Annotated in this window: 21 protein-coding genes and 1 tRNA gene; 13 read left to right on the top strand and 9 right to left on the bottom strand. The window is 67.4% G+C overall.

Annotated elements, in window-relative coordinates:
• Window positions 1–13 precede the first annotated feature (13 nt).
• A complete protein-coding gene (locus IT882_RS12355; RefSeq protein ID WP_229382110.1) occupies window positions 14–988 on the bottom strand; it encodes a threonine/serine ThrE exporter family protein in 975 nt (324 codons plus the stop codon).
• A gap of 134 nt (window positions 989–1122) precedes the next feature.
• Here IT882_RS12355 and IT882_RS12350 point away from each other — a divergent pair, with 134 nt between their 5' ends.
• Entirely contained in the window at window positions 1123–2409 is a 1287-nt protein-coding gene (locus tag IT882_RS12350) for an aspartate kinase (RefSeq protein WP_195692101.1), read from the top strand.
• A 9-nt stretch (window positions 2410–2418) separates the two neighbouring features.
• Here the strand turns inward: IT882_RS12350 and IT882_RS12345 are convergent, their stop codons facing one another.
• On the bottom strand, window positions 2419–3330 hold the full coding sequence (locus tag IT882_RS12345) for a cyclase family protein (protein ID WP_229382109.1): 912 nt from the start codon (window positions 3328–3330) through the stop codon (window positions 2419–2421).
• Window positions 3331–3411: 81 nt separating this feature from the next.
• Between IT882_RS12345 and IT882_RS12340 the strand changes: the two genes are divergently transcribed.
• From IT882_RS12340 to IT882_RS12330, 3 genes are all read left to right on the top strand, one after another.
• The gene (locus IT882_RS12340; protein WP_195692099.1) at window positions 3412–4482 is read left to right on the top strand and encodes an aspartate-semialdehyde dehydrogenase; all 1071 of its coding nucleotides are present in this window, start codon (window positions 3412–3414) and stop codon (window positions 4480–4482) included.
• A gap of 88 nt (window positions 4483–4570) precedes the next feature.
• The gene (gene mqo / locus IT882_RS12335; RefSeq protein ID WP_195692098.1) at window positions 4571–6046 is read left to right on the top strand and encodes a malate dehydrogenase (quinone); all 1476 of its coding nucleotides are present in this window, start codon (window positions 4571–4573) and stop codon (window positions 6044–6046) included.
• Window positions 6047–6077: 31 nt separating this feature from the next.
• Window positions 6078–6731, top strand: a complete 654-nt coding sequence (locus tag IT882_RS12330) for a thymidine kinase (RefSeq protein ID WP_195692097.1) — start codon at window positions 6078–6080, stop codon at window positions 6729–6731.
• A 29-nt stretch (window positions 6732–6760) separates the two neighbouring features.
• Here IT882_RS12330 and IT882_RS12325 read toward each other — a convergent pair whose 3' ends face one another.
• Window positions 6761–7603, bottom strand: a complete 843-nt coding sequence (locus IT882_RS12325) for a DUF1295 domain-containing protein (RefSeq protein ID WP_195692096.1) — start codon at window positions 7601–7603, stop codon at window positions 6761–6763.
• 136 nt (window positions 7604–7739) lie between these two features.
• On the opposite strand from IT882_RS12325, the gene IT882_RS12320 reads away from it, so the two are divergent.
• A complete protein-coding gene (locus IT882_RS12320; RefSeq protein WP_324253887.1) occupies window positions 7740–8414 on the top strand; it encodes a FadR/GntR family transcriptional regulator in 675 nt (224 codons plus the stop codon).
• Here IT882_RS12320 and IT882_RS12315 read toward each other — a convergent pair.
• The 4 genes from IT882_RS12315 to IT882_RS12300 all read right to left on the bottom strand — a co-directional run bounded on the left by IT882_RS12315 (window position 8395) and on the right by IT882_RS12300 (window position 13071).
• On the bottom strand, window positions 8395–9171 hold the full coding sequence (locus IT882_RS12315; RefSeq protein ID WP_195692094.1) for an HAD-IIB family hydrolase: 777 nt from the start codon (window positions 9169–9171) through the stop codon (window positions 8395–8397). The genes IT882_RS12320 and IT882_RS12315 overlap by 20 nt on opposite strands.
• A gap of 221 nt (window positions 9172–9392) precedes the next feature.
• A tRNA-Pro gene (locus IT882_RS12310) sits at window positions 9393–9466 on the bottom strand.
• A gap of 24 nt (window positions 9467–9490) precedes the next feature.
• Entirely contained in the window at window positions 9491–10501 is a 1011-nt protein-coding gene (locus IT882_RS12305) for a metallophosphoesterase (protein ID WP_229382108.1), read from the bottom strand.
• Window positions 10459–13071 (bottom strand): transglycosylase domain-containing protein, encoded by a 2613-nt coding sequence (locus tag IT882_RS12300; RefSeq protein ID WP_195692093.1) that lies wholly within the window; start codon window positions 13069–13071, stop codon window positions 10459–10461. Before IT882_RS12300 ends, IT882_RS12305 begins: the two co-directional genes overlap by 43 nt.
• A gap of 120 nt (window positions 13072–13191) precedes the next feature.
• On the opposite strand from IT882_RS12300, the gene IT882_RS12295 reads away from it, so the two are divergent.
• Complete coding sequence (locus IT882_RS12295; RefSeq protein ID WP_195692092.1) at window positions 13192–13404, top strand: DUF4177 domain-containing protein; 213 nt, start codon at window positions 13192–13194, stop codon at window positions 13402–13404.
• Window positions 13405–13408: 4 nt separating this feature from the next.
• Window positions 13409–13876, top strand: a complete 468-nt coding sequence (locus IT882_RS12290) for a RidA family protein (protein ID WP_195692091.1) — start codon at window positions 13409–13411, stop codon at window positions 13874–13876.
• Window positions 13877–14002: 126 nt separating this feature from the next.
• Here IT882_RS12290 and IT882_RS12285 read toward each other — a convergent pair whose 3' ends face one another.
• Window positions 14003–15478, bottom strand: coding sequence for an MFS transporter (locus tag IT882_RS12285; RefSeq protein WP_195692090.1), 1476 nt, complete (start codon window positions 15476–15478; stop codon window positions 14003–14005).
• A 107-nt stretch (window positions 15479–15585) separates the two neighbouring features.
• Here IT882_RS12285 and IT882_RS12280 point away from each other — a divergent pair, with 107 nt between their 5' ends.
• Window positions 15586–16305 (top strand): TetR/AcrR family transcriptional regulator, encoded by a 720-nt coding sequence (locus IT882_RS12280; RefSeq protein ID WP_195692089.1) that lies wholly within the window; start codon window positions 15586–15588, stop codon window positions 16303–16305.
• Window positions 16306–16432: 127 nt separating this feature from the next.
• On the opposite strand, the gene acs is transcribed toward IT882_RS12280, so the two are convergent.
• Window positions 16433–18397 carry an acetate--CoA ligase gene (acs, locus tag IT882_RS12275; RefSeq protein WP_195692088.1) on the bottom strand — a complete coding sequence of 655 codons (1965 nt, stop codon included), beginning with the start codon at window positions 18395–18397 and terminating at the stop codon, window positions 16433–16435.
• 384 nt (window positions 18398–18781) lie between these two features.
• On the opposite strand from acs, the gene IT882_RS12270 reads away from it, so the two are divergent.
• From IT882_RS12270 to IT882_RS12250, 5 genes are read left to right on the top strand one after another with little or no spacing between them, the layout of a single operon-like run.
• Window positions 18782–19810: a TadA family conjugal transfer-associated ATPase gene (locus tag IT882_RS12270; RefSeq protein ID WP_418887752.1), complete on the top strand. Its 1029-nt coding sequence runs from the start codon at window positions 18782–18784 to the stop codon at window positions 19808–19810.
• Window positions 19807–20760, top strand: coding sequence for a type II secretion system F family protein (locus IT882_RS12265; protein WP_195692087.1), 954 nt, complete (start codon window positions 19807–19809; stop codon window positions 20758–20760). Before IT882_RS12270 ends, IT882_RS12265 begins: the two co-directional genes overlap by 4 nt.
• Before the next feature lie 45 nt (window positions 20761–20805).
• Window positions 20806–21003, top strand: a complete 198-nt coding sequence (locus IT882_RS12260; protein WP_195692086.1) for a DUF4244 domain-containing protein — start codon at window positions 20806–20808, stop codon at window positions 21001–21003.
• A complete protein-coding gene (locus IT882_RS12255) occupies window positions 21000–21332 on the top strand; it encodes a TadE family type IV pilus minor pilin (protein ID WP_195692085.1) in 333 nt (110 codons plus the stop codon). The genes IT882_RS12260 and IT882_RS12255 overlap by 4 nt, the downstream gene beginning before the upstream one ends.
• Window positions 21332–21649, top strand: coding sequence for an Rv3654c family TadE-like protein (locus tag IT882_RS12250; RefSeq protein ID WP_195692084.1), 318 nt, complete (start codon window positions 21332–21334; stop codon window positions 21647–21649). The genes IT882_RS12255 and IT882_RS12250 overlap by 1 nt, the downstream gene beginning before the upstream one ends.
• Window positions 21650–21659: the final 10 nt, after the last annotated feature.

The raw sequence follows: 21659 nt of genomic DNA, 5'->3' as shown, positions 1-21659 counted from the left end.
ACCGAGACAGCGATCAGTGCCGCTCCCAGGAACTGCAGCGGGACGGCGCCCAGGGGGAGGGCCTCGCTGGGGGATCGACGGCGAGGCCCACGAGGCTCGCGACCTGGAGTCCCACCAGAATGCCGATGACAACGCCGAGGGTCTGGGTCATCAGCTCGAGGATGCGTCCAGAGGCCGTCAGTGCGAACCCGTCGATCGCGTCCTGGGCGGCGCCGACGACGGTGAGCCCCGCGAGCATCAGGACGATCGCCGAGGCGACGACGACCGAGGGGCGTGCCTCGGCGGCCCCCGGCAGCCCGGTTGCCGCGAGGGCGGGGGCGAGTGAGGCGAACAGGGTGAGGACTGCCGCGGCGGTGATCTGACTGAAAAAGAACGGCACGCGCGCCCGAGAGAGGCCGAGTTGCGTGAGCGCGGCCAGGGCGGCGGCGAAGAACGCGAGCACCGTCACGACGGGGTTGCCGCCGAACATGACGGCGACGCCGACGGCGAGCAGGCCCTGCGCCGCGATGACGACGATCGGTCGATGAGAGAAGGGCGTGCGTCTGATCTCGGTGAGGCGGGCGCGGGCGTCCGTCAGCGGAAGTCCGGCCGTGATCTCGCTCAACAGGGCCTGCAGGCGCAGCAACTTCTCGTAGTCGGGGGCTGCAGCTCGCACGACGCGCAGCAGGGTGATCGGTCGATCTTCGCCGCTGCGGTGGTAGGCCGCCGTGATCGAGTTGTAGGTGACGTCGATGTGCACGGGGTGGAGCCCGAACGCTTCGGCTGCGCGCACGATTGCGAAGGTCACTTCGGATGCCGGGGCTCCCGTGACCAGCATCGTCTCGCCCAGGCGCACGGCAAGGTCGAGGATGCGCACGGCGGTCGCGTCGTCGACGATCGGCAGCGCCTCGGTGCCCGGATGCGGGTCAGAGGGGGCGCGCAGCAATCGGCCGAACGGATTCGGTAGGCGGCGCCGGCGTGGCATGGCGAGAGGCTCCCAGATCGTCACGGATGGCTCCCTCCACCCTATGCGGGCGCGGCGGCGCGTTCGCTGTGCGCTGCTCATGGCGTGGTCGGCATGAGCGGCTCCGTAGAATGGGTCGCTGGGTTCGGCATCCGAGCCTGTCATCCCGGGAGTTGCATGTGGCGCTGATCGTCCAGAAGTACGGCGGATCGTCGGTTGCCGACGCCGAGAGCATCAAGCGCGTCGCCAAGCGGATCGTCGACACCCGCCGCGCCGGCCACGACGTCGTCGTCGCTGTCAGCGCGATGGGCGACACGACCGACGAGCTTCTCGATCTCGCTAGCCAGGTCGCACCGATTCCCGCGCCGCGCGAACTTGACATGCTCCTCTCGAGCGGCGAACGGATTTCGATGGCGCTGCTGGCGATGGCGATCTCGTCGATGGGATTCGAAGCGCGCTCCTTCACGGGGAGCCAGGCGGGCATGATCACGGATGCCACGCACGGCGCCGCCCGCATCGTCGATGTCACACCGATCCGACTGCGTGAGGCGCTCGACGAGGGAGCGATCGTCATCGTTGCGGGCTTCCAGGGCTTCAACCGCGACACCCGCGACATCACGACCCTCGGCCGCGGCGGATCGGATACGACAGCCGTTGCGCTCGCCGCCGCCCTCGAAGCAGACGTCTGCGAGATCTACAGCGACGTGGACGGCATCTTCACCGCGGATCCGCGCGTGGTTCCGATGGCGCGCAAGCTCGATGTCGTCTCCAGCGAAGAGATGCTGGAGCTCGCGGCCAACGGGGCGAAGGTGCTCTACATTCGCGCGGTCGAATATGCGCGCCGTCACGGCGTGCTCATCCACGCCCGCTCGACGTTCAGCTCGAGCGAAGGCACCTACGTCCTGGGTCCGGGTCAGTCCCGTCCCGATGCTCCGGAGGGAGTCACCATGGAAGAACCCATCGTCGCGGGGGTTGCCACCGACCTCGGCCAGGCCAAGATCACTGTCATCGGCGTTCCGGATGTTCCCGGTAAGGCCGCCGAGATCTTCAAGATCGTCGCCAAGTCGGGGGCGAACGTCGACATGATCGTGCAGAACGTGTCGGCGGCCGCGACCGGGCGCACCGACATTTCCTTCACGCTTCCCAAGCAGGATGCCGCTCCGGCGCTGAAGGCGCTCGCTGCCGATCAGAGCGAGGTCGGGTTCGAGAGCCTCGTTCACGACGACCAGATCGGGAAGCTCTCGGTGGTTGGCGCCGGGATGCGGACCCATTCCGGAGTCTCAGCGACGCTGTTCGAGGCACTGAGCGTTTCCGGAATCAACATCGAGATGATCTCGACCTCCGAGATCCGAATCTCGGTCGTTCTCCGCGGTTCCGATATCGCCGAGGCTGCCCGCGTCGTGCACACCGCCTACGGGCTCGATGGCGACAGCGCCGCCACCGTCTACGCCGGCACTGGCCGCTAGCGCGCTCGATCAGAAGGTCACGATCGGGCTCACCGGCGTACCTACTCCGCCCGTTACCTGCAACGTGGCGCAGGATAGATGGAATTCTGCCCGGCCGAGTCGGTGCGCCATCGTGCCGAGCTCGTCGAGGACGAACATCTCTCCGAGCGGCATTCCCAGGTCGCGGATAAGGACACAGTGGAGCGGCATCGTGTCGCCGGACCTCGAGGGTGCGACCTCCACTCCCCAGGTGTCGGCGCCGACGAACGCGATGTCCCGCTCGTGAAGCCAGCGCGCGGTCTCCAGCGCCAGCCCCGGCTCGGATGAAAAGAACGTCTCTCGGTCGCGGCGGTCCGTGAACGTCGCGAGCCAGCCGGTGCGGATCAGGAGCAGGTCTCCGGGACCCACCGTCACCCCCGCGTATGCTTCAGCCCGTTCGAGGTCCTCACTCGTGATCGGCTCGTGCGGATCGAGCGCGGTCCGTCGCTGCGAGCGCGGAATGTCGAGGAGTACGCCCCTGCCGGTGATATGCCCCGCAAGGTTCTGCACGCCCAGCCTCGACGCACCCGCCGCGGTGATGGAGTCCAGCGTCACTCCGTTGTACAGCATCCCGTCGTAGGCGACGTGGGCCAGCGCATCTACCTGCGTCGCTGCCTGAAGGTGGAGGAACATGGCGTCGTCGACGTACTGGAAGCCGCCGGGGAACGCCGGTGCGCCGGGTAGCCGTGTCATCACGTGAACGGGATTGCCGCGAGCGCCGACCGCGCGTTGGGGACCGTTCTCGTCGAGTGGCAGCGACAGATCGAGCGTGATGCCGTGACGGATGCTGCGCGCGGCGGCGATGCGTCGCTCAGGGGTCACGAGGTTGAGTGTTCCGAGCTCGTCGTCCGTGCCCCACCGACCCCAGTTGGACAGTTCGCGTCCGAGGTCCCGATAGCTCACGTCGTCCATCCTCCCGGCGCTCGGTAGAATCGTCGGGTTCGGCGCTCCGCCCGCACAGGCTTTCATCTCCGAGGAACCTCCATGACCCGCATCTCCGATTCAGGACTCTCCGTCGCCGTCGTCGGCGCCACCGGCCAGGTCGGGACCGTCATGCGCGAGATTCTCGCGGAGCGCTCGTTCCCGATCGGTGAGCTTCGACTGTTCGCTACCGCGCGATCCGCGGGCAGCGCGGTCGAGTTCGGCGGTCACACCGTCATCATCGAGGATGTGGCGACGGCCGACCCCGCGGGCATCGACATCGCCCTGTTCTCGGCCGGTGCGACGGGAAGCCGCGCACATGCGCCGCGTTTCGCCGCCGCCGGCGCAACCGTGATCGACAACTCCAGCGCGTGGCGGATGGACCCCGAGGTTCCGCTGGTCGTGAGCGAGGTCAACCCGCACGCGATCGGCGAGGCTGTCAAGGGCATCATCGCCAACCCCAACTGCACGACGATGGCTGCGATGCCGGTGCTGAAGGTGCTGGATGCCGACGCCGGGCTCGAGCGCCTCATCGTCTCGACGTACCAGGCTGTCAGCGGCTCGGGACTTGCCGGTGCGCAGGAACTGCTCGGCCAGGTGGAGGGCGTCCTCGCGCAGGGCGACACGTTGCGCCTCGTCCACGACGGATCCGCGGTGGACTTCCCGCAGCCCGAAAAGTACGTCGCACCGATCGCGTTCGATGTCATCCCCTTCGCCGGCAACCTCATCGATGACGGTCTCAACGAGACTGACGAAGAGAAGAAGCTTCGTAACGAGAGCCGCAAGATCCTCGAGCTGCCCGAACTCCGGGTGGCGGGCACCTGTGTGCGCGTCCCCGTGTTCACCGGCCACTCGCTGAGCATCAACGCCGAGTTCGCGCGTGAGATCACGCCCGAGCGCGCTCGCGAGCTCCTGGCCGCCGCTCCCGGTGTCCGGCTCGACGAGGTGCCGACCCCCCTGCAGGCCGCCGGTAAGGACCCGAGTTTTGTGGGACGCATCCGTGCCGACCAGTCGGCTCCCGAGGGCAAGGGCCTCGTGCTGTTCATCAGCAACGACAACCTCCGCAAGGGGGCTGCGCTCAACGCCGTGCAGATCGCCGAGCTCGTCGCTGCGCGCCTGGGCGCCGGCGTCTGAGCATCGGCGGGCGTCCGCGCTCGCAGGTTTGAGGTACCGAGATCTCTTGACGTCGAGACGTCTGCTCGGTCGCCCGTAGACTTATCCGGTGACCGAACCCGTCGACGTCCTGCTGATCGGTGGCGGTGTGATGAGCGCCACCCTGGGCACCTTCATCTCCGAACTCGAACCCGACTGGACCATCGAGGTGTATGAGCGCCTGGGCGATGTCGCCCTCGAGAGCTCGAACGCCTGGAACAACGCCGGCACGGGCCACGCCGCTCTGTGTGAGCTCAACTACATGCCGGCAGCGGCCGACGGCAGCGTCGACCCCGCCAAGGCGATCTCGATCAACGAGCAGTTCCAGCTCAGCCGCCAGTTCTGGGCATCGCTGGTCGAGCGCGGCATCCTGGACGAACCGTCGACTTTCATCAACTCGACCCCGCACATGACCTTCGTGCGCGGCGAGAAGGATGTCGCATACCTGAAGAGTCGCTACGAGGCCCTGAAGACGCAGCCGCTCTTTGCCGGGATCGAGTACAGCGAGGACTCCCGCGTCATCAACCAGTGGGCGCCGCTGCTCATGCAGAAGCGACTCGCGAGCGACGAGCCGTTCGCGGCGACCCGCGTTCCCGCAGGCACGGATGTCGACTTCGGCGCCCTCACGCGGCAACTGTTCGACAACCTGCAGCATCGGGGCGGACGGGTCGTGACCGACCGACAGGTGACCGGCTTGAAGAAGCTCAAGGACGGCACCTGGGAGGTGTCGTGGCGCAACCAGGTCGGTCGTACGCCGGGTAAGACGCGAGCGCGTTTCGTGTTCGTCGGCGCGGGAGGATGGGCGATCAAGCTCCTGCAGAAGTCCGGCATCCCCGAGATCAAGGGTTACGGGGTCTTCCCCATCGGCGGGCAGTGGCTGAAGACGAGCAACCCGAGCCTCGTCGCGCAGCATCGCGCGAAGGTGTACTCGCAGGCATCCGTGGGTGCGCCGCCCATGTCGGTGCCGCACCTGGATACCCGCGTCGTCGACGGCGAGACCTCGCTGCTGTTCGGCCCGTTCGCGACGTTCAGTCCCAAGTTCCTCAAGCGCGGCTCAATCTTCGACATCATTGCCCAGGTTCGCCCCGGCAACCTGTGGCCGATGCTGAAGGTCGCGATCGATAACCCGAGCCTCATCCGGTACCTCGTCGGGGAGTTGCTGAAGAGCAAGAAGCGCAAGGTCGACAGCCTCCGCACCTTCATGCCCACCGCCAAGGACGATGACTGGATCCTGCTGAACGCCGGTCAGCGGGCGCAGGTCATGAAGAAGGATCCCGACAAGGGTGGCGTGCTGCAGTTCGGCACCGAAGTCGTCAGCTCGGCCGACGGCACGATCGCCGGTCTTCTCGGCGCCTCCCCGGGTGCCTCGACGGCGGTGTCGATCATGCTGAACATCCTGAAGTCGAGCTTCCCCGACCGCATCGGGGACTGGGAGGGCACGCTTCGTGAGCTCATTCCGAGCTACGGGGGGCATCTCAACGGCGACCCGGATGCCGCGCGGCAGAGCCTCGCCCACACCGCGAGCAGTCTCGCCCTGAAGGCGTAATCGCCGCCCCTCCGCTGAGCTGAGATCGATCGTGGCCAAGCTGTACTTCCGCTACGGAGCGATGAACTCCGGAAAGTCGACTGCTCTCCTGCAGGCGGCGTATAACTACGAGGAGCGCGGTCAGCACGTGCTGTTGGCCAAGCCCGCGATCGACACGAAGGAAGCCGATCACATCTCGAGCCGGCTCGGCGTGACCCGTTCGGTGGACTTCCTCATCCCGCCGGTTGCGGATCTTCGGGCGTTGTTCGCGCACCACCGCGGTGAGCTGGTGCGCCGGGAGAACGAAGCGCTCGTGCCCGAAGCCGATGGCCGTCGTACGGATGTCGCCTGCTTGCTCATCGATGAGGCGCAGTTTCTCACCCCCGAGCAGGTCGATGATCTGTTGCGAATCGTGGTGCTCGACGGGGTCCCGGTGCTCGCCTACGGCATCCGGACCGACTTCCGCACGCAGGCGTTCCCGGGCTCGAGACGTCTCCTCGAACTCGCGCACTCGCTCGAGGAACTCAAGACCATCTGCCGCTGCGGCCGCAAAGCGATCTTCAATGCGCGTCTGGTCGGTGGGCGGTTTGTCTTCAGCGGCGATCAGGTAGCCATCGACGAACTGTCCACCGAGCGGGTCACGTACGAGTCCATGTGCGCGGAGTGCTACCTCCGCGAATCCGGCGGCCGGATCGACGGTCGCTGAGTCGCTGAGGCGCCGGCGTAGGCCACGCCTCAGGCGTTAGCCTCCGCAGCGCGCTGCCGGGTCGGCAGCGGCACGAGCATTGACGTCGTGCGCTGATACTGCGTGTAGGCCGGGTACTTGGATGCCGAGATCGACTCGGTGAACACGGTCGAGCCGATGAACAGCACGGTCAGCAGCGCCGCTCCGATGACCGTCCAGTTGACGACACCGCCCCACAGGCCCGCGCCCGCCGTGACGGCGGCTGTCGCGCCCAGCCCGTAGAGGGCCCACCACTGCGCCTGCTCGAAGAAGAAGTTCGGGTGACGGCTGTAGCGCCACAGGCCGGTCGTGAGGAAGCCCGGCTCGAGTGTCCCGCCGGCTGCCTGCTTGGCCTTGTGGAAGTCCCACTGCTGCTGATCGGCGATGAACTCTCCGATCAGGAACAGGGCGAACAGCACGGCGAACGCGGCATCCCACCCGGTGAAGGGGGTCGGGTTCTGCCACGCGATGAGCGCCGGCAGCGAGATCAGCACGAGCAGCGCGTTCTGGTACAGCACGATGAAGAAGATGTTGAACAGCTGGAACTGCCAGGGTGCCATCCGGCCCCGCAGGATCGCCCAGCGATAGTCCTCCATGCCGGTGTAGCCGCCCTTACGGGCGAAGTTGAAGGTCAGGCGGGCACCCCACGCGGTGACGAGGATCGCCATGACGATCAGCCGCGTCGCTTCTTCGCCGGACACGAGTGCCGCGATCGCGAACACCCAGACGTAGACCGCCGGAACGACCGACCACAGCCGGTCGACCCACGACGTGTCCTTCGTGATGAGCGAAGCGACCCAGCAGAAGACCGAGACGGCGGCGGCGATGCCGAGGACGATGAGCAGGGGATCCATGCCCCCACGCTAGCGTCGGAGGCACGGTTTCGCGCAGTCATCCCGCGCGCGCGTTTGGCGGTGGTCAGACCACTCGGTAGCCTGAGGCGGACGAAGGAGTGCCTGTGACGGATGCCCGGCCAAGGCCTGGCGGATCGTGCTCGATCGGATCGAGAGTGATCTGATGAGCGGAGAACTCGGTCCCGGCGACCGCCTGCCGCCCGAGCGCGAGTTGGCGACGACCCTCGGTGTCGGCAGGTCCAGCGTTCGTGAGGCGCTGCGGGTGCTCGAAGTCATGGGACTGATCCGTACCGGCACGGGTTCGGGACCCACCGCCGGTGCCATCATCATCGGCACCCCGACCGGCGGGATGTCGGCCCTGCTACGGCTGCAGCTGGCGGCGCAGAGTTTCGCGATCGACGATGTCGTCGACACCCGTATCGCGCTCGAGTCGGCGGTCGTGTCAGACCTCGCCGCCGCAGACGACGCCGACCTCGCTGACGTGCACCGCGTGCTGGGGGCGATGGATGACGAGTCGCTGACACCGGCGGAGTTCGTCGCCCTCGACGCCCAGCTTCACCTGGCGCTCGCCGAGGCCGCGGGCAACGGCGTCACCGTGGCCATGATGGGCGGACTGCGCGACGCGATCGAAGGATATGTGGCGCGCGGCATCCGTCGAATCACCGACTGGGATGGCGCGGCGGCCCGCCTGCGGCACGAGCATCACCGCATCGTCGACCTCATCGGGCAGGGACAGGCTGACGCCGCCCGCGCGGCCGTGAACGACCACATCCGCGGGTATTACGCGACGGTCACCGCTCCGACGGAGTAGGCAGCGTCGGGATGAACCCCTCGAGGAACTCGGCGGTGTCTTCCCAGCCCTCGACAGCGTGGCAGGCGACGCCGATCGCCAAGACCGGGTAGTCGTTCCCGTCCGGATCGAGGCGGTCGCCGACAAAGAGCATGTCATCGAGCGGGATGCCGGTCTGATCGGCGAGCTGGCGCATCCCGTAGGCCTTGTCGATCCCCCGCGCGGTGATGTCGACCGAGGTCGACCCGCCGGAGCGCACCTCGAGGTCGGGCAGGCGAGCGGCGACCGCCGCCCGGAGCGTGTTCTTCTTCTCGCCGGTCGGGTCCCAGGTCATCTTGGCGTCAACGGGCGCCTGCTGACCGAGCGCTGAGAACGTGATCTGCGAGCCGCGGTCTTCGAGGATCTCACCCCAGGGCTCGGACTCCCAGAGCCCGAGACGCTTGGCTTCTTCCTCGACGGCGGTGAGGGCACGCTGCTTCTGGTCGTCGGTCAGGGAGTGCGCGTAGACCGTGTCGATGCCGTCCGCCCCGAGCCGGTAGTACTGCGTCCCGCAGGTCGGAAGCAGGTGCAGCCGCGCGAGTGTGTCGGCGGAGGTCTCGGGAAGACGGTCGACGACCTGCATCGTGAACTGCGCGAGCTGCCCGCCCGAGATGATCGCCACATCGACGCGCTCGGCGAGGGCCACGAGCAGATCGCCCATACGCGGGTCGATCGAGCTCTTGGAGGGTGCCAGGGTGTCGTCGAGGTCGAACGCGACCAGGCGGGGAGGGGTGGCCATCAGGATCCTTCCGGGAGGGGGCGACGACACCGTCAGATCTACATGGTCGATCTTGCTACATGGTCGGGGTGCGCCCCATCGCGCATTGTCGGGGTGCGCCCCAGGGCCACTCCACACGCCGCTTCGCGTCGTGCGGAGCCTCGGGCGCTGGGGGCCCGGTAGCCACCGCGATCATTGTCTTGCGGGAGCCGACCTGTAGTCGACTCCCGCAAGACAATGCGTCGGGGTGACAGGATTTGAACCTGCGGCCTCGTCGTCCCGAACGACGCGCGCTACCAAGCTGCGCCACACCCCGTGGCAACCCTCCGAGTCTACCCGATCAGCGCTCGCTGCCCGAACCGCCGTCGGGTGCGATCTGGGTATCAACCGCGGTAAGGGTGAGCAGCGACACCTCGGGGCGGCACGCGAAGCGCACCGGGGCGTAGATCGAGTGGCCCACCCCGGCACTGACGTTCAGCGGCACAGAGCGGCCGTCTGCCGTCCAGGTGCTCAGGCCCCGCGCCTGGTCGAGGGGAATGTCGCAGTTGGCGACCAGAGCGCCGAATCCCGGCATCCGCACCTGGCCGCCGTGCGTGTGGCCGGCGAAGATCATGTCGGCGCCGAGCCCTGTGAACGTGTCGAGCACGCGCCGGTACGGGGCGTGGCTGACGCCGAACGTGAGCGCGGGGGACTGCGCGGCCAGGTCGGCAACGAGGGGCGGGAGCACGTCGAGCCGATCCCAGTGGCGGTGGGCGTCGCTGACGCCGAACGCGGCAATCAGCCGGTCGTCCGCCGTGAAGGACGCTGCCGCGTTGTTGAGTTCGTGCCAGCCCAGCTCGCTCTGCAGATAATCGTCGAGCGCTCCGACGTCGAGGCGTTCGGGCTTGGGTACCGAGGTAGAAGGGCCGGAGAAATACAAGAGGGGATTGCGGGGGAGCGGGGCATCGTGATCGTTCGAACCGTGCACGTAGACGCCCGGGATACCGCGCAGCGGGTCCAAGGCGGCGCGCACACCGGTCAGCCCCTCAGCGTGCCCCAGGTTGTCGCCGGTGTTCACGATCAGGTCAGGACGGAGCTCCTCAGCGAGTCCCGCGAGCCAACGCTGCTTGCGATGCTGCCACGGCGCCATATGGATGTCGGAGATGTGCAGGATCCGCAGCGGAGTTGACCCGGCCGGCAGAATGCGCACGTCATGACGGCGCACCGTGTAGAGGTAACGCTCGATACCGATGCCCCAGACGGCGGTGCCGACGCCGACCGCCCCCACAACCCCGAGGGTCGTGAGGGCGGTGCGTCCGAGCGGTGAACTCACGGCGTGGGCGCCGGTGTGGGAGCCGGTGGCGCCGCGCAATTCACGTTGATGTTCACGGTAGAACCACGCCCGACCATGGTGCCCGCGCCGGGACTCGTGCCCGTCACGGTGGCCGTTGCCGCCGGGTTATTGCACGTGCCGCCGGTGACGTTCAACCCCGCGCCCTGCAACGTGTTTCGTGCCTGCTCGACCGAACCGCTGACGGCGGGGATGATCACGCCTTGGCCATTGCTCGGCCGGATCGTGACGGTTGTGCCGCCCGGGACCTTGCCGCCGGCGGGGTCCTGCTGAGCGACGATTCCGGCACCCTCGGTGGAGTCGACGGCGTCGCCGACGATGACTTCGAATCCGGCATCCTCGAGCACCTTGGTTGCTTCGTCGATGCTCTTACCGAGGACGCTCGGAAGGTCGTAGAGCACGGTCTTGGTGAGGTTCGGATCCGGAGCGGGGAACCCGTCGCCACCGTACAGTGCGTCGGCGGCAGCCAGGATCGGTCGTGCTACCGAGTGTCGCGTGTAGAGGTGGTTCCACGGCCACCGGTCGACGTTCGCGTAGCCCTGCGAGTTGCCAACCCAGACAGCGGTCGTGACGTTCGTGCTCGATGCGACAAGCCACGTCTGCTTTGCCTCGTGGGTACCTGTCTTGCCGAGCAGCGGTGTTCCGTCGTACGGGTTGGATGCGCGGCCCGAACCGTTGTTCATGACGCCCTGCAGCGCGTAGGCGGCTGTTGCGGCGATATTCGGTTCGAGCACCTGCGTGCAGGATGCCTCGGGAAGGGCGACCTCGTTGCCGTTGGCGTCAGTGATGCGATCGATAGCCTTCGGCGTGCAGTAGACGCCGTTGTTCGCGATCGTCGCGTACGCAGCGGCGACATCGATCGGCGGAATAGCGTTCGACCCGAGAATCTGGAACGGCACCTCGACCGGAACCACACTGCCGTCTCCGAGTCGGACACCCATCTTCTCGGCGGTGTTCTGGATACCGCAGAGATCCAGCTTCGAGGCCATCGCGAGGAAGCCCGTGTTCAGGGAGTCTGAGGTGAACCGCATCGGCGTTCCCACATAGCCGGGGTTCTTCGCGAAGTTCTGAATGAGCGCATTGTTGGAGATATCGCCGGTGCAGCTGTTGCGGAAGTTCTTGAAGATCTGCGCGCGCCCGTTGATCACCTCGTTGACGGAGTGGCCCTCCTGGAGCCACTCGAGCAGGGTGAAGACCTTGAAGGTCGACCCGCCCTCGAATCCGTTGGAGCCGCCGTACTTTATGTTGCCGGCGTACACGAGCGACGAGAAGTTCGGGTCGTCCTTGATCGTCTCGCTGAAGTTGGTGTTCTGCGTGATCTCGAGGATGCGGCCGGTCTTCGTCTCGATACTGGTGGTCGCAGCGCCCAGGCGCCCCGTGTCGTCATTCGTGTACCCGTCGATGGACGAGGGCACGTTGTCAACCATGGCCTGTTCGGCGGCTTGTTGCAGGCGCTTGTCGATCGTCAGGTAGACGTTGAGGCCGCCCTGCTTGAGGAGCTTCGTGCGGTCCTCCCGGGTCGCGCCGAAGGCCTCGTCGTTCTCCATGATTCCGCGCACGTACTGGCAGAAGTACGCGGCTTTTCCAGGCACGATGCCGCAGCCGGTGTCAGCGGGGGTGATGACCGGCGTGATCGGTTCAGCGATGGCAGCGTCGTACTCTTCCTGGGTGATCTTGCCGTCGGTGAGCATCCGGCCGAGAACGTATTCCTGACGTTCCTTCGTCAGGGAGTATCCGTCGGCCGCGCCGTTGATCGGGTTGCCGTCTTTGTCGGTCCACGAGCCGTCCGGTCGGTCGATGCGGTAGAGGTTCGGTGTCTGCACCATGCCGGCGAGCGCTGCGGCCTGTCCGAGGGTCAGGTTCGCGGCGTCGACGCCGAAGTAGTAGTGCGCAGCGGCGCCGATGCCGTAGTTCTGACCGCCGAAGTTGGCGATATTGAGGTAGCCCAGCAGGATCTCGTCCTTCGAGTACTTCTGCTCGAGGGCGATCGCGTACCGCATCTCCTGCAGCTTCCGCTGGTACCCCTCGGTGCCGCTGGCGACGGTCGCGTCCGTGAAACACGCGTCCTTCGCGGCATCCTTCTCTTCCTGCGTCATGTCGGCGGTCTCGCCGGTTCCGACCTCGGCCTCACACTTCTGGATGAGGATGTTCTTGACGTACTGCTGGCTGATGGAGGATCCACCACCCTGCGAGCCACCCCCGATGACGGCTCGGGCGGTGCCGACGAGGTCGATTCCGCCGTGCGAGTAGAAGTTCTTGTCTTCGCTCGAGAGGATCGCGTCGTACATGACGGGGGCAACCTCATCGAAGGCCACCGGATCGCGGTTCTGATCGTAGAACTGCGTCATGACCTCGTACTCACCCGTGTCGGGGTTCATCCAATAGAAGGTCGTCGGCAGCATCAGCTCGTCGATCTCGAGCGCGCTGGGAAGATTGTCGAAGAGCGTGATCGCGCTGGATGCCGCGGCGCCAGACAGTGCGATCGCCGGCGTCACGGTGGCAGCGACGAGGACTCCCGCAACGGTGCTGAGGCCGACCACGCCGAGGAGGCCGCCGAGCACGCCGCCCGCCGTTCGTTTCGTTTCAGGCATAGGCTTGATGCTAAGGGAGCTTCCTGTGCGAAGGCTCGACAGCCTCGCGCGCGCCCGCGAGATCGCGGCGCGAGGGAAGCACCCGTTCCCTCGCCCTCACCGACCACTCCGGGAGCCCCGATGATCACGTGGGAGTACATGACCACGCCGCTGCTGATCCACAACACGGCAGCCATCCTCAACAACTGGGGCAAGCAGGGGTGGGAGCTCGTGCAGGTCGTGCCCGGCCCCGAGGGTGGCCTCGTCGGATACTTCAAACGTCCCACCGGCGGCGGTGCAGCCAACGCCGGTCTCGATGCGGCAGCCACTGCCGCCCAACAGTTCGGAGAATGACTCGATGAGCCTTTCCGCCCGCCTCGCAGAGCTCGGTATTGACCTTCCGGAGATTGCACCGCCGGTTGCCGCATACATCCCGGCAAAGGTCCACGGTGACCTCGTCTACACCGCCGGACAGTTGCCGTTCGTGTCGGGCGCGCTGCCGGCCACCGGCAAGGTCGGCGACGGCCACGGTCTCGTACCGGCGGCGGATGCCGCATCCTATGCACGGCAGTGTGCGCTCAACGCGATCGCTGCCGCCGCGGATGCCGCGGGCGGCGTGGACAAGCTCACCGGCGTGCTCAAGGTGACCGGATTCGTGGCATCCGTTCCGGAGTTCACGGGCCAGCCGGGCGTCATCAACGGGGCGAGCGAGGTGCTCGGCGAGGTCTTCGGCGACGCCGGCCGCCACGCGCGCTCCGCGGTCGGTGTTCCCGTGCTGCCGCTGGACAGCCCCGTCGAGGTCGAGGTCATCTTCACCCTCGCCTGAGGCGTACGAGCGAGCGCTCTCGCGCGGCGCGCTGACCTCACGAGCGTAGGAACTATCCGCGGGGTAGGACGATTCGGTTTTGAAGCGTCCTACCCCGCGGATTTTGCGTACCTTGCGAACACGGTCTCAGGGCGCCGCCTCGGCGGGAGCAGGGTGCTCGTCCACGTCCCGTGAGTTCGTCAGCGTGAGAGATCCCCAGATGGACAGGATGCCGACTGCCACGGCGAGCACGATGAAGATCGTGCGCTCGCCGGCGAAGTAGGAGGCCACGAGTTCCGGGCTCCACACGCCGTCCGGCAGCATTGTCGTCACCAGCACGGCGATGAGCGTCCCGACGACCGCTGTTCCGACGCTCGTCCCGACCTCCTGGGCGGTGTCGTTGAGCGCGGCGCCCATGGAGGTCCGGTTCTCGGGCATGGCTCCGACGAGCGCTACCGCGCAGATCGTCATGACGGTGCGCAGGCCTATCGTCATGACGACCATCGCGACCGCGATGGCAAGGTAGCCGTGCTCCACGCCCCACGCCATCGCCAGCAGGCCGATGACGATGAAGATCGCTCCGACGAAGGCAGCGATGCGGTGGCCGAATCGGCTGGCAAGGCCTTCCGAGATCGGTGTTGCCGCGAACATCGTGGTGATGATCGGGAGGTTGGCGAACCCTGCTTGCATGGGGCTCCATCCCCACGCGTATTGGAAGTGCAGGATGAGCGTGAACATCACACCGGTCATCGCGATGGATGTGCCGACCTGCGCAATGGTCGAGCCCCGGACGGTTCCGTTGCGAAACAGCGACAGGTCGAGCATCGGGGCGGTAGCGGTGCGTTCACGCCAGATGAAGCCGACCAGTCCGAGAGCCGCTCCGACGATCGCACCGATCGTGAGCGGCGAGGACCACCCGTTCTCTACGGCGCTCGTGAACGTGTAGCAGGCGAGCCCGATCGTGAGGATGCTGAGCACCGCGCCGGCGATGTCCAGCCGGTCGCGGGTGAGTCCGTCGGCGCGGTCGGGGGCAACCCCGAAATGCACGCCGATCGCGGCGAGTAGCGCGATCGGCGCGTTCACCAACAGCAGCCAGTGCCAGGAGAAGTGGGTGAGCACCGTTCCGCCGAGGAGGGGTCCGAGCACGAAGCCCGACATGCCGACAACGATCATGATCGTCATCGCCCGCATGCGCAGCGTGTCATCGTCGAAGAGCCGGAAGACAAGGGAGTTGGTGATGGGTGCCATGGCGGCTGCCGCGATGCCCAGCGCCGCGCGGAGCGCAATGAGTTGGCCCGTCGTGCTCACCACGAGGACGCCGAGACTCAGGATGCCGAATGCCGCCAGTCCGATCTGCAGCACGCGTCGTCGCCCGAACCGGTCGGCGATGGAGCCGGCGGTGAGAAGGAGCCCTCCGAATGTGAGTGAGTAGGCTCCGCTGACCCATTGCAGAGAAGTGGTGTCGCCGCCGAGATCTCGACCGATCGTCGGGAGCGCAATGGACATCAGGGTGTTGTCGACCATCTCGACGAAGAACGCGAGGCAGAGCGCGCCCAGCGGCAGCCACGCCGCCGTGAGCGACGGATAGACGCGACGCCGAGCTGGAGCAATCGACGTACTCATGTCGGGATCCTTCCTCGAACGATGTTCGATTACCGAACAACGTTCGATACGATAGAACAATGTTCGATGTTCCGCAAGATGTGCGGCCGCTGTGGTCTGATGGGGGCATGCCGACTCGCAACGAACCGATCGCCGATCCCGGTGCGGCACCTGGTCGGGGCCGGACGCGGGCTTCTCATTCACTGGACTCCGTGCTCGCAGAGGCGGTAGCGCTTCTTGATGAGTCAGGAGTCGCGGGTCTCACGATTCGTGCCCTCGCGGCGCGACTCGGCGGCGGGCCGGCGAGCATTTACTGGTACGTTTCCGGCCGGGATGAGCTTCTGGATATGGCGGCCGACTCCGTGCTGGCGGGAGTGTTCGCATCCGTCCAGGACGTGGGTGACGAAGATCCGATCGATGACATCCGCGCGATCGCCATCGCCTTGTTCGACGCCATTGTCGATCGCCCGTGGCTTGGCGCCTATGCGCTCCGGGACACCGGGACGCAACCGCATTCGCTCCGGCTCTACGAGAAGATCGGGGAACAGACGCTGCGATTGCCGCTCACTGCGACGCAGAGGTTCAATGCGACATCCGCCATCGTGGGCTTCGTCATCGGCGTCGCGGCTGACATGGGCCACGAACTACCCGAGGAGGTCCTGTCGGGTGAGCTGACTCGGCAGGAGTATCTCGAACGCGCGACCGCGGACTGGCGCGCACTGGATGAGGGCGAGTTCCCCTTCATCCACCACATCGTCGACGAGTTTGCCGAGCACACCGACCGCGTTCAGTTTCGCGCGGGACTGGATCTGTTGCTGGCCGGCATCCGGCTGCAGGCGGGCGTCTAGGCATCCGTCTCGACCGCACGCCGCGCGCACGAGCGTAGGAACTCTCCGCGGGGGAGGACGATTCGGTTCTGAAGCGTCCTACCGCGCGGATTTTGCCTACAGGACGGATGCCGACGGATGCCGGAACTCAGCGCACCTGCGCGGAGATCACCGACATGACCGCAGTGTCGGCGAGGGTTGTGGTGTCACCGACCTCGCGACCCTCCGCGACATCGCGCAGCAGGCGCCGCATGATCTTGCCCGAGCGGGTCTTCGGAAGCTCGCCGACGATGTAGATGTCGCGCGGGCGGGCGATCGGGCCGATCTGTTCGGCAACCCAGCTCCGCAGCTGCGCCGCAAGTCCCTCCGGAGAGTGCGCCTTCAGGAAGCTCTCTTTGAGGATGACGAACGCAACCACAGCCTGGCCGGTGGTCTCATCGGATGCCCCGACGACGGCGGCTTCGGCTGTCGCCTCGTGCGCGACGAGCGCCGACTCGATCTCGGCGGTCGAGAGTCGGTGACCCGAGACGTTCATGACGTCATCCACGCGGCCGAGCAGCCACACGTCGCCGTCCTCGTCCAGTCGTGCGCCGTCGCCGGCGAAGTAGTAGCCCTGGTCGCGGAACTTCTCCCAATAGGTCTCGACGAAACGCTCGGGATCGCCCCAGATTCCCCGCAGCATGCTCGGCCACGGCTCGGTGAGCACGAGCAGTCCGCCGTTGCCGTTGCCGACGTGTTCGCCGGCCTCGTCGACGACATCCACGCCGATCCCGGGAAGGGGGACCTGCGCGCTGCCGGGCTTGGTCTCGGTGACCCCGGGCAGCGCCGAGATCATGATCGCGCCGGTCTCGGTCTGCCACCACGTGTCCACGATCGGTGCGGCATCCCCGCCGATGACCTCGCGGTACCACATCCAGGCCTCGGGGTTGATGGGCTCACCGACCGAACCGAGCAGGCGGATGCTGGACAGATCGAACTTCTGCACCGCGGTGCGACCGATCTTCATGAACGACCGGATGGCGGTGGGCGCTGTATAGAGGATCGTCACGCCGTACTTCTCGACAAGCTCCCACCAGCGGGCCGGATGCGGGCTGTCGGGGGTTCCTTCATAGAGCACCTGCGTCGCACCGTTGGCCAGCGGCCCGTAGGTGACGTAGCTGTGGCCGGTGATCCATCCGATGTCGGCCGTGCACCAGTACACGTCGGTTTCGGGGTGCAGATCGTGGACGACGCGGTTCGTGAACGCTGTCTGCGTGAGGTAGCCGCCGGAGGTGTGCAGGATCCCCTTGGGCTTTCCGGTCGTGCCGGACGTATAGAGGATGAAGAGGGGATTTTCGGCCGGGAACGGCTTGGCTTCGTGGTCGACGGATGCCGCCGGCACCGCCTCATGCCACCAGATGTCGCGGCCGTCGGTCCAGTCGACGGTGTTCTCGCCGCGGCGGACGACCAGCACGTGCTCGACCGTCTCCTGTTCTCCGGCCCCGCGGTCACTGAGCGCGGCATCCACCGCGGGCTTGAGGGCTGACACCTTGCCCTTGCGGTAGCCGCCGTCAGCGGTGATGACGACCTTTGCCCCGGCGTCGTCGATCCGCGCCCGCAGGCTGTCGGCTGAGAAGCCGCCGAAGACGACAGAGTGGATCGCGCCGATCCTCGCCACGGCGAGCATCGCGGCTACCGCCTCGGGGATCATCGGCAGGTAGATCGCGACGCGGTCGCCCTCGCCGACCCCGAGACCCTCGAGGACGTTGGCGACGCGCTTGACCTCGTCGGTCAGTTCGGCGTACGTGACGCGGCGCGAGTCGCCGGGTTCACCCTCCCACAGCAGCGCGACGCGGTCGCCGTTGCCCGCCTCGACATGGCGATCGAGGCAGTTGTAAGCCACGTTGAGCTCGCCATCCGCGAACCACTTCGCGAACGGGGGAGTGGACCAATCGAGCACCTCGGTGAACGGTGTGTGCCAGTGCAGCTCGCGAGCCTGCTCGGCCCAGAAGCCTTCACGATCGTCGGCGGCGCGCTGGTAGAGCTCGGCGCGGCCGACCGCGCTCTCGGCAAACGCGTCAGACGGCGCGAACCGCCGGGTCTCGTTCAGCAGGTGGTCGATCTGACTGCTCATACGGCTCGCTCCTTCGCGGGCTGGAGGGTGTTCTCGTGATTCGTCTCGTCTCGAGAGCTAGCGAAAGGCTAGCCAGCACCGCATCGGCACACTACCTCCGGAAGTGGGGATGTAGATTCTCCACAACGGATTGTGACGGCCCCTTTCGTTGCGTATGCTGGTGCGCGGCCGAACATCTGATTCTGGCATCGCGACACCGACCACCCCCGATAACGGTGTCGCACGGCGGCATCCCTCTCCCCCGATGGGATGCCGCCTTCTTTTGTGCCGGGGGCTCTCGAGCTCGCTCCGGGCTGTTCCTCCCCAGCCCGCCAGAGCGCCGCATTGCGCGCGCAGGGCGGGCATCAGCGCCGCCGGCTGGGAACGGAGGCCTAGCGTCGAGACATGCCGAACCTCTTCGTCCCGCTTCCGCCCTCCGCCACGGGGCGCGCAGAGAGCAGGATGCCTGCCGCGGGCGCAGGCGGGGCTCTGCGTCACGCCGAGTGGGTACGGCATCCGTCGCTGGATCAGCTGCGCCCGCACCTGGAAGATCCCGCGACCACCGACGTCTTCGTGAACGGGGCCGCCGTGTTCGTCGACCGGGGCCAGGGCCCGCGTCGTGCGGCGGGCATCGAGCTCGCGGAGGCTGAGGCGCGCGAGCTGGCGATCACCCTGATCGCTGCAGGCGGCCGCCACATCGACGAATCGCATCCGTGCGTGGACGTCAGGTTGGATGGCGGCGCTCGCGTGCACGCCGTCCTTCCGCCCGTGTCGGTCAGCGGCACCCTCGTGTCCATTCGTGTCCCGCGCCTGGAGTCGGTCACGCTGACAGAGCTTGGTCGACGCGGGATGTTCACTGCCGCTGTCGCTGAGCGCCTTCGTGGTTTCGTGAGTGCTCGAGAGAACCTCCTTGTCACGGGAGCCGCGGGGGCGGGAAAGACGACCCTGCTCTCTGCGCTGCTCGCCGAAGCGGGCCACGACGAGCGCATCCTGACGATCGAGGATGTCGCCGAACTGCGTCTGGACCACCCCCACCACGTGCGACTCGAAGCGCGACAGCCGAACCTCGAGGGAGCCGGCGGGATCAGCCTTGCCCGCCTCGTGCGCGAAGCGCTCCGGATGCGGCCCGACAGGCTGGTGGTGGGTGAGTGTCGCGGCGAAGAGATCCGCGAGCTGCTCTCGGCGCTGAACACCGGTCACGACGGTGGCGCAGGAACCGTGCACGCCAACAGCCTCGGCGATGTTCCGGCCCGGCTCGAGGCGCTCGGGGCGCTCGCCGGTCTCACCGACCACGCGTTGGCGCGACAGGTCACGAGCGCGATCGGGGTTGTCATCCACGTCACGCGTGATCGCGACGGAACTCGCCACATCGGCGCCCTCGGCCGGCCTGCGCTCGCCGCCGATGGGCGCCTGCATATAGAGGAGGTGTCATGACGGCCGCCGTCGCCGAGACCGTGCTGCGTGTCGCCGTGCTGCTGGAGGCCGGGGTGACCCCGACCCGAGCGTGGGAGCACCTCGCGCGACAGGGAGATGAGCAGGCAGCGCGGGTCCAGCTCGCCGTCGGGGACGGAACGCGGCTGGAGACCGCGATCGCAGGCTTGGCCGCGGAACCTGCGCCCCCGAGGCGGTCCCGCGGACTCCGTCTCGCGAGAGCCGATGCGGTGGGGGAGTCGGTCCAGGCGCGAGAACGGCGCATGTGGGCAGAGGTCGCCGCAGCATGGTCGATCGCGACCACGGTCGGAGCGCCGCTCGCGCCCACGCTCCGCTCTTTCGCTGACGTTGTGCGCGACGCTGCGGAATCCGCCGATGAGATCCGTATCGCCCTGGCCGAGCCGACGTCGACGGCGCGGCTGCTGGGCTGGTTGCCGGCGGTCGGCATCGGCCTCGCTCTGGCCCTCGGCTTCGACCCGGTCGGAACCCTGGTGCGCGAGCCGGTCGGATGGGTCTGCGCCGTCTTCGGCATCGGTCTTCTCGTTGCGGGGCGTCGCTGGACCTCCCGCCTGGCGCTGTCCGCCCACCGGGACACCCTGATGCCGGGAATGGATGCCGACCTCACCGCGATCGCCCTCAGCGGCGGCGTATCCGTCTCCCGAGCACGAGATCTCGTGCGCATCACGCGGGGGCAGGATGCCGAGGCCTCGGCGGCCATTCACGACACCCTCGTGCTCTCGGAGGCGGCAGGAGTCCCGGCGGTCGAGCTGCTGCGCTCGGCTGCCGCGCTGGACCGGCACCGCGCCCGCGTCGACGGACGCCTGCGGGCTGCCCGGCTGTCGACGAAGCTGCTCCTGCCGCTGGGTGTGTGCACGCTCCCGGCCTTTCTGTGCCTGGGCGTCGCGCCGATGTTCCTCAGCATCCTGCCCTCGGTGTCTCTTCCGCTTCCCTGACCGTGCCCACCCTGTGCCCGTCCGCCACAACCGATTGGAGAACCCATGTCCCCGCTGCCCCGCTTGACCTCGCGTGCTGCGCGCGAGCTGTTTCTGGACGAGACCGGTGCTGCCACCGCTGAATACGCGATCGCGACGATGGCCGCCGTCGCCTTCGCTGGATTGCTCGTGGTGATCATGCGCTCGGACGAGGTGCGCGGCATCCTCACCGATCTGGTGCGCCGCGCGCTCAGCGTCGAATGATCCGCGACGGACTTGGCGGTGACCGTGGGTCGGTCGCCGCCGAGTTCGCGATCGCGATGACGGCGGTCGCGGTGGTCGTTCTCGTCGCGGTCGGGCTGCTCGGAGCGGCCGGGCGGCACATCCTGCTGCAGGACGCCGTCGCCGACGCAGCCCGCCTTGCCTCCCGCGGTGAGAGTTCCGCGCGCGTGAGCGCGGTCGTGCAGAACGCCGTGCCCGGTGCATCGGTCGATATCAGCGACGCGGGCGATCTGGTGTGCGTGACGGCTGCCCGCACGGTCTCCGGGATTCCGGTCAGCGCGCGCGGCTGCGCCCTTGCGGACGGTTGGTGATGGCCGGCACTGTCGCCTCGGTCGGGATCGCTGCCGTCAGCGCCGCGGTGATCGTGGCGGCCGCAGGTGTGGGGGCGGCTTCTGTCGTCGCGCAGCGTGCCGCCGGGGCAGCGGATGCGGCTGCCCTCGCGGCAGCGGATGCAGCATCCGGCGCGGTCGTCGGAGTGCCCTGCGACCGCGCCGACGAGCTTGCCGCGGCGGCGGGGGCACGGGTGCTTTCGTGCGAGCTCGCCGAGCTCATCGCGACGGTCTCGGTGACCGTTCCGTTCGGCGCATGGGAGGTTACGGTGGCGGCACGTGCCGGCCCGCCGCCGTGACCTCGGGTGA

It is taken from the genome of Microbacterium schleiferi, assembly GCF_015565955.1.
Classification (GTDB): Bacteria; Actinomycetota; Actinomycetes; order Actinomycetales; family Microbacteriaceae; genus Microbacterium; species Microbacterium schleiferi_A.
Note: the sequence above shows the minus strand (reverse complement) of the source record. Positions and strands in the feature narration are given on the sequence as shown.

Excerpts from the sequence above, each read along its gene's own strand:
- IT882_RS12265 (WP_195692087.1), top strand. The coding sequence starts at position 19,807 with ATGACGGCCGCCGTCGCCGAGACCGTGCTGCGTGTCGCCGTGCTGCTG.
- IT882_RS12300 (WP_195692093.1), bottom strand. The coding sequence starts at position 13,071 with ATGCCTGAAACGAAACGAACGGCGGGCGGCGTGCTCGGCGGCCTCCTC.
- IT882_RS12285 (WP_195692090.1), bottom strand. The coding sequence starts at position 15,478 with ATGAGTACGTCGATTGCTCCAGCTCGGCGTCGCGTCTATCCGTCGCTC.
- IT882_RS12315 (WP_195692094.1), bottom strand. The coding sequence starts at position 9,171 with ATGGCCACCCCTCCCCGCCTGGTCGCGTTCGACCTCGACGACACCCTG.
- IT882_RS12255 (WP_195692085.1), top strand. The coding sequence starts at position 21,000 with ATGATCCGCGACGGACTTGGCGGTGACCGTGGGTCGGTCGCCGCCGAG.
- IT882_RS12325 (WP_195692096.1), bottom strand. The coding sequence starts at position 7,603 with ATGGATCCCCTGCTCATCGTCCTCGGCATCGCCGCCGCCGTCTCGGTC.
- IT882_RS12280 (WP_195692089.1), top strand. The coding sequence starts at position 15,586 with ATGCCGACTCGCAACGAACCGATCGCCGATCCCGGTGCGGCACCTGGT.
- IT882_RS12250 (WP_195692084.1), top strand. The coding sequence starts at position 21,332 with ATGGCCGGCACTGTCGCCTCGGTCGGGATCGCTGCCGTCAGCGCCGCG.
- acs (WP_195692088.1), bottom strand. The coding sequence starts at position 18,397 with ATGAGCAGTCAGATCGACCACCTGCTGAACGAGACCCGGCGGTTCGCG.
- IT882_RS12295 (WP_195692092.1), top strand. The coding sequence starts at position 13,192 with ATGATCACGTGGGAGTACATGACCACGCCGCTGCTGATCCACAACACG.
- IT882_RS12260 (WP_195692086.1), top strand. The coding sequence starts at position 20,806 with ATGTCCCCGCTGCCCCGCTTGACCTCGCGTGCTGCGCGCGAGCTGTTT.
- IT882_RS12290 (WP_195692091.1), top strand. The coding sequence starts at position 13,409 with ATGAGCCTTTCCGCCCGCCTCGCAGAGCTCGGTATTGACCTTCCGGAG.
- IT882_RS12270 (WP_418887752.1), top strand. The coding sequence starts at position 18,782 with ATGCCGAACCTCTTCGTCCCGCTTCCGCCCTCCGCCACGGGGCGCGCA.
- IT882_RS12340 (WP_195692099.1), top strand. The coding sequence starts at position 3,412 with ATGACCCGCATCTCCGATTCAGGACTCTCCGTCGCCGTCGTCGGCGCC.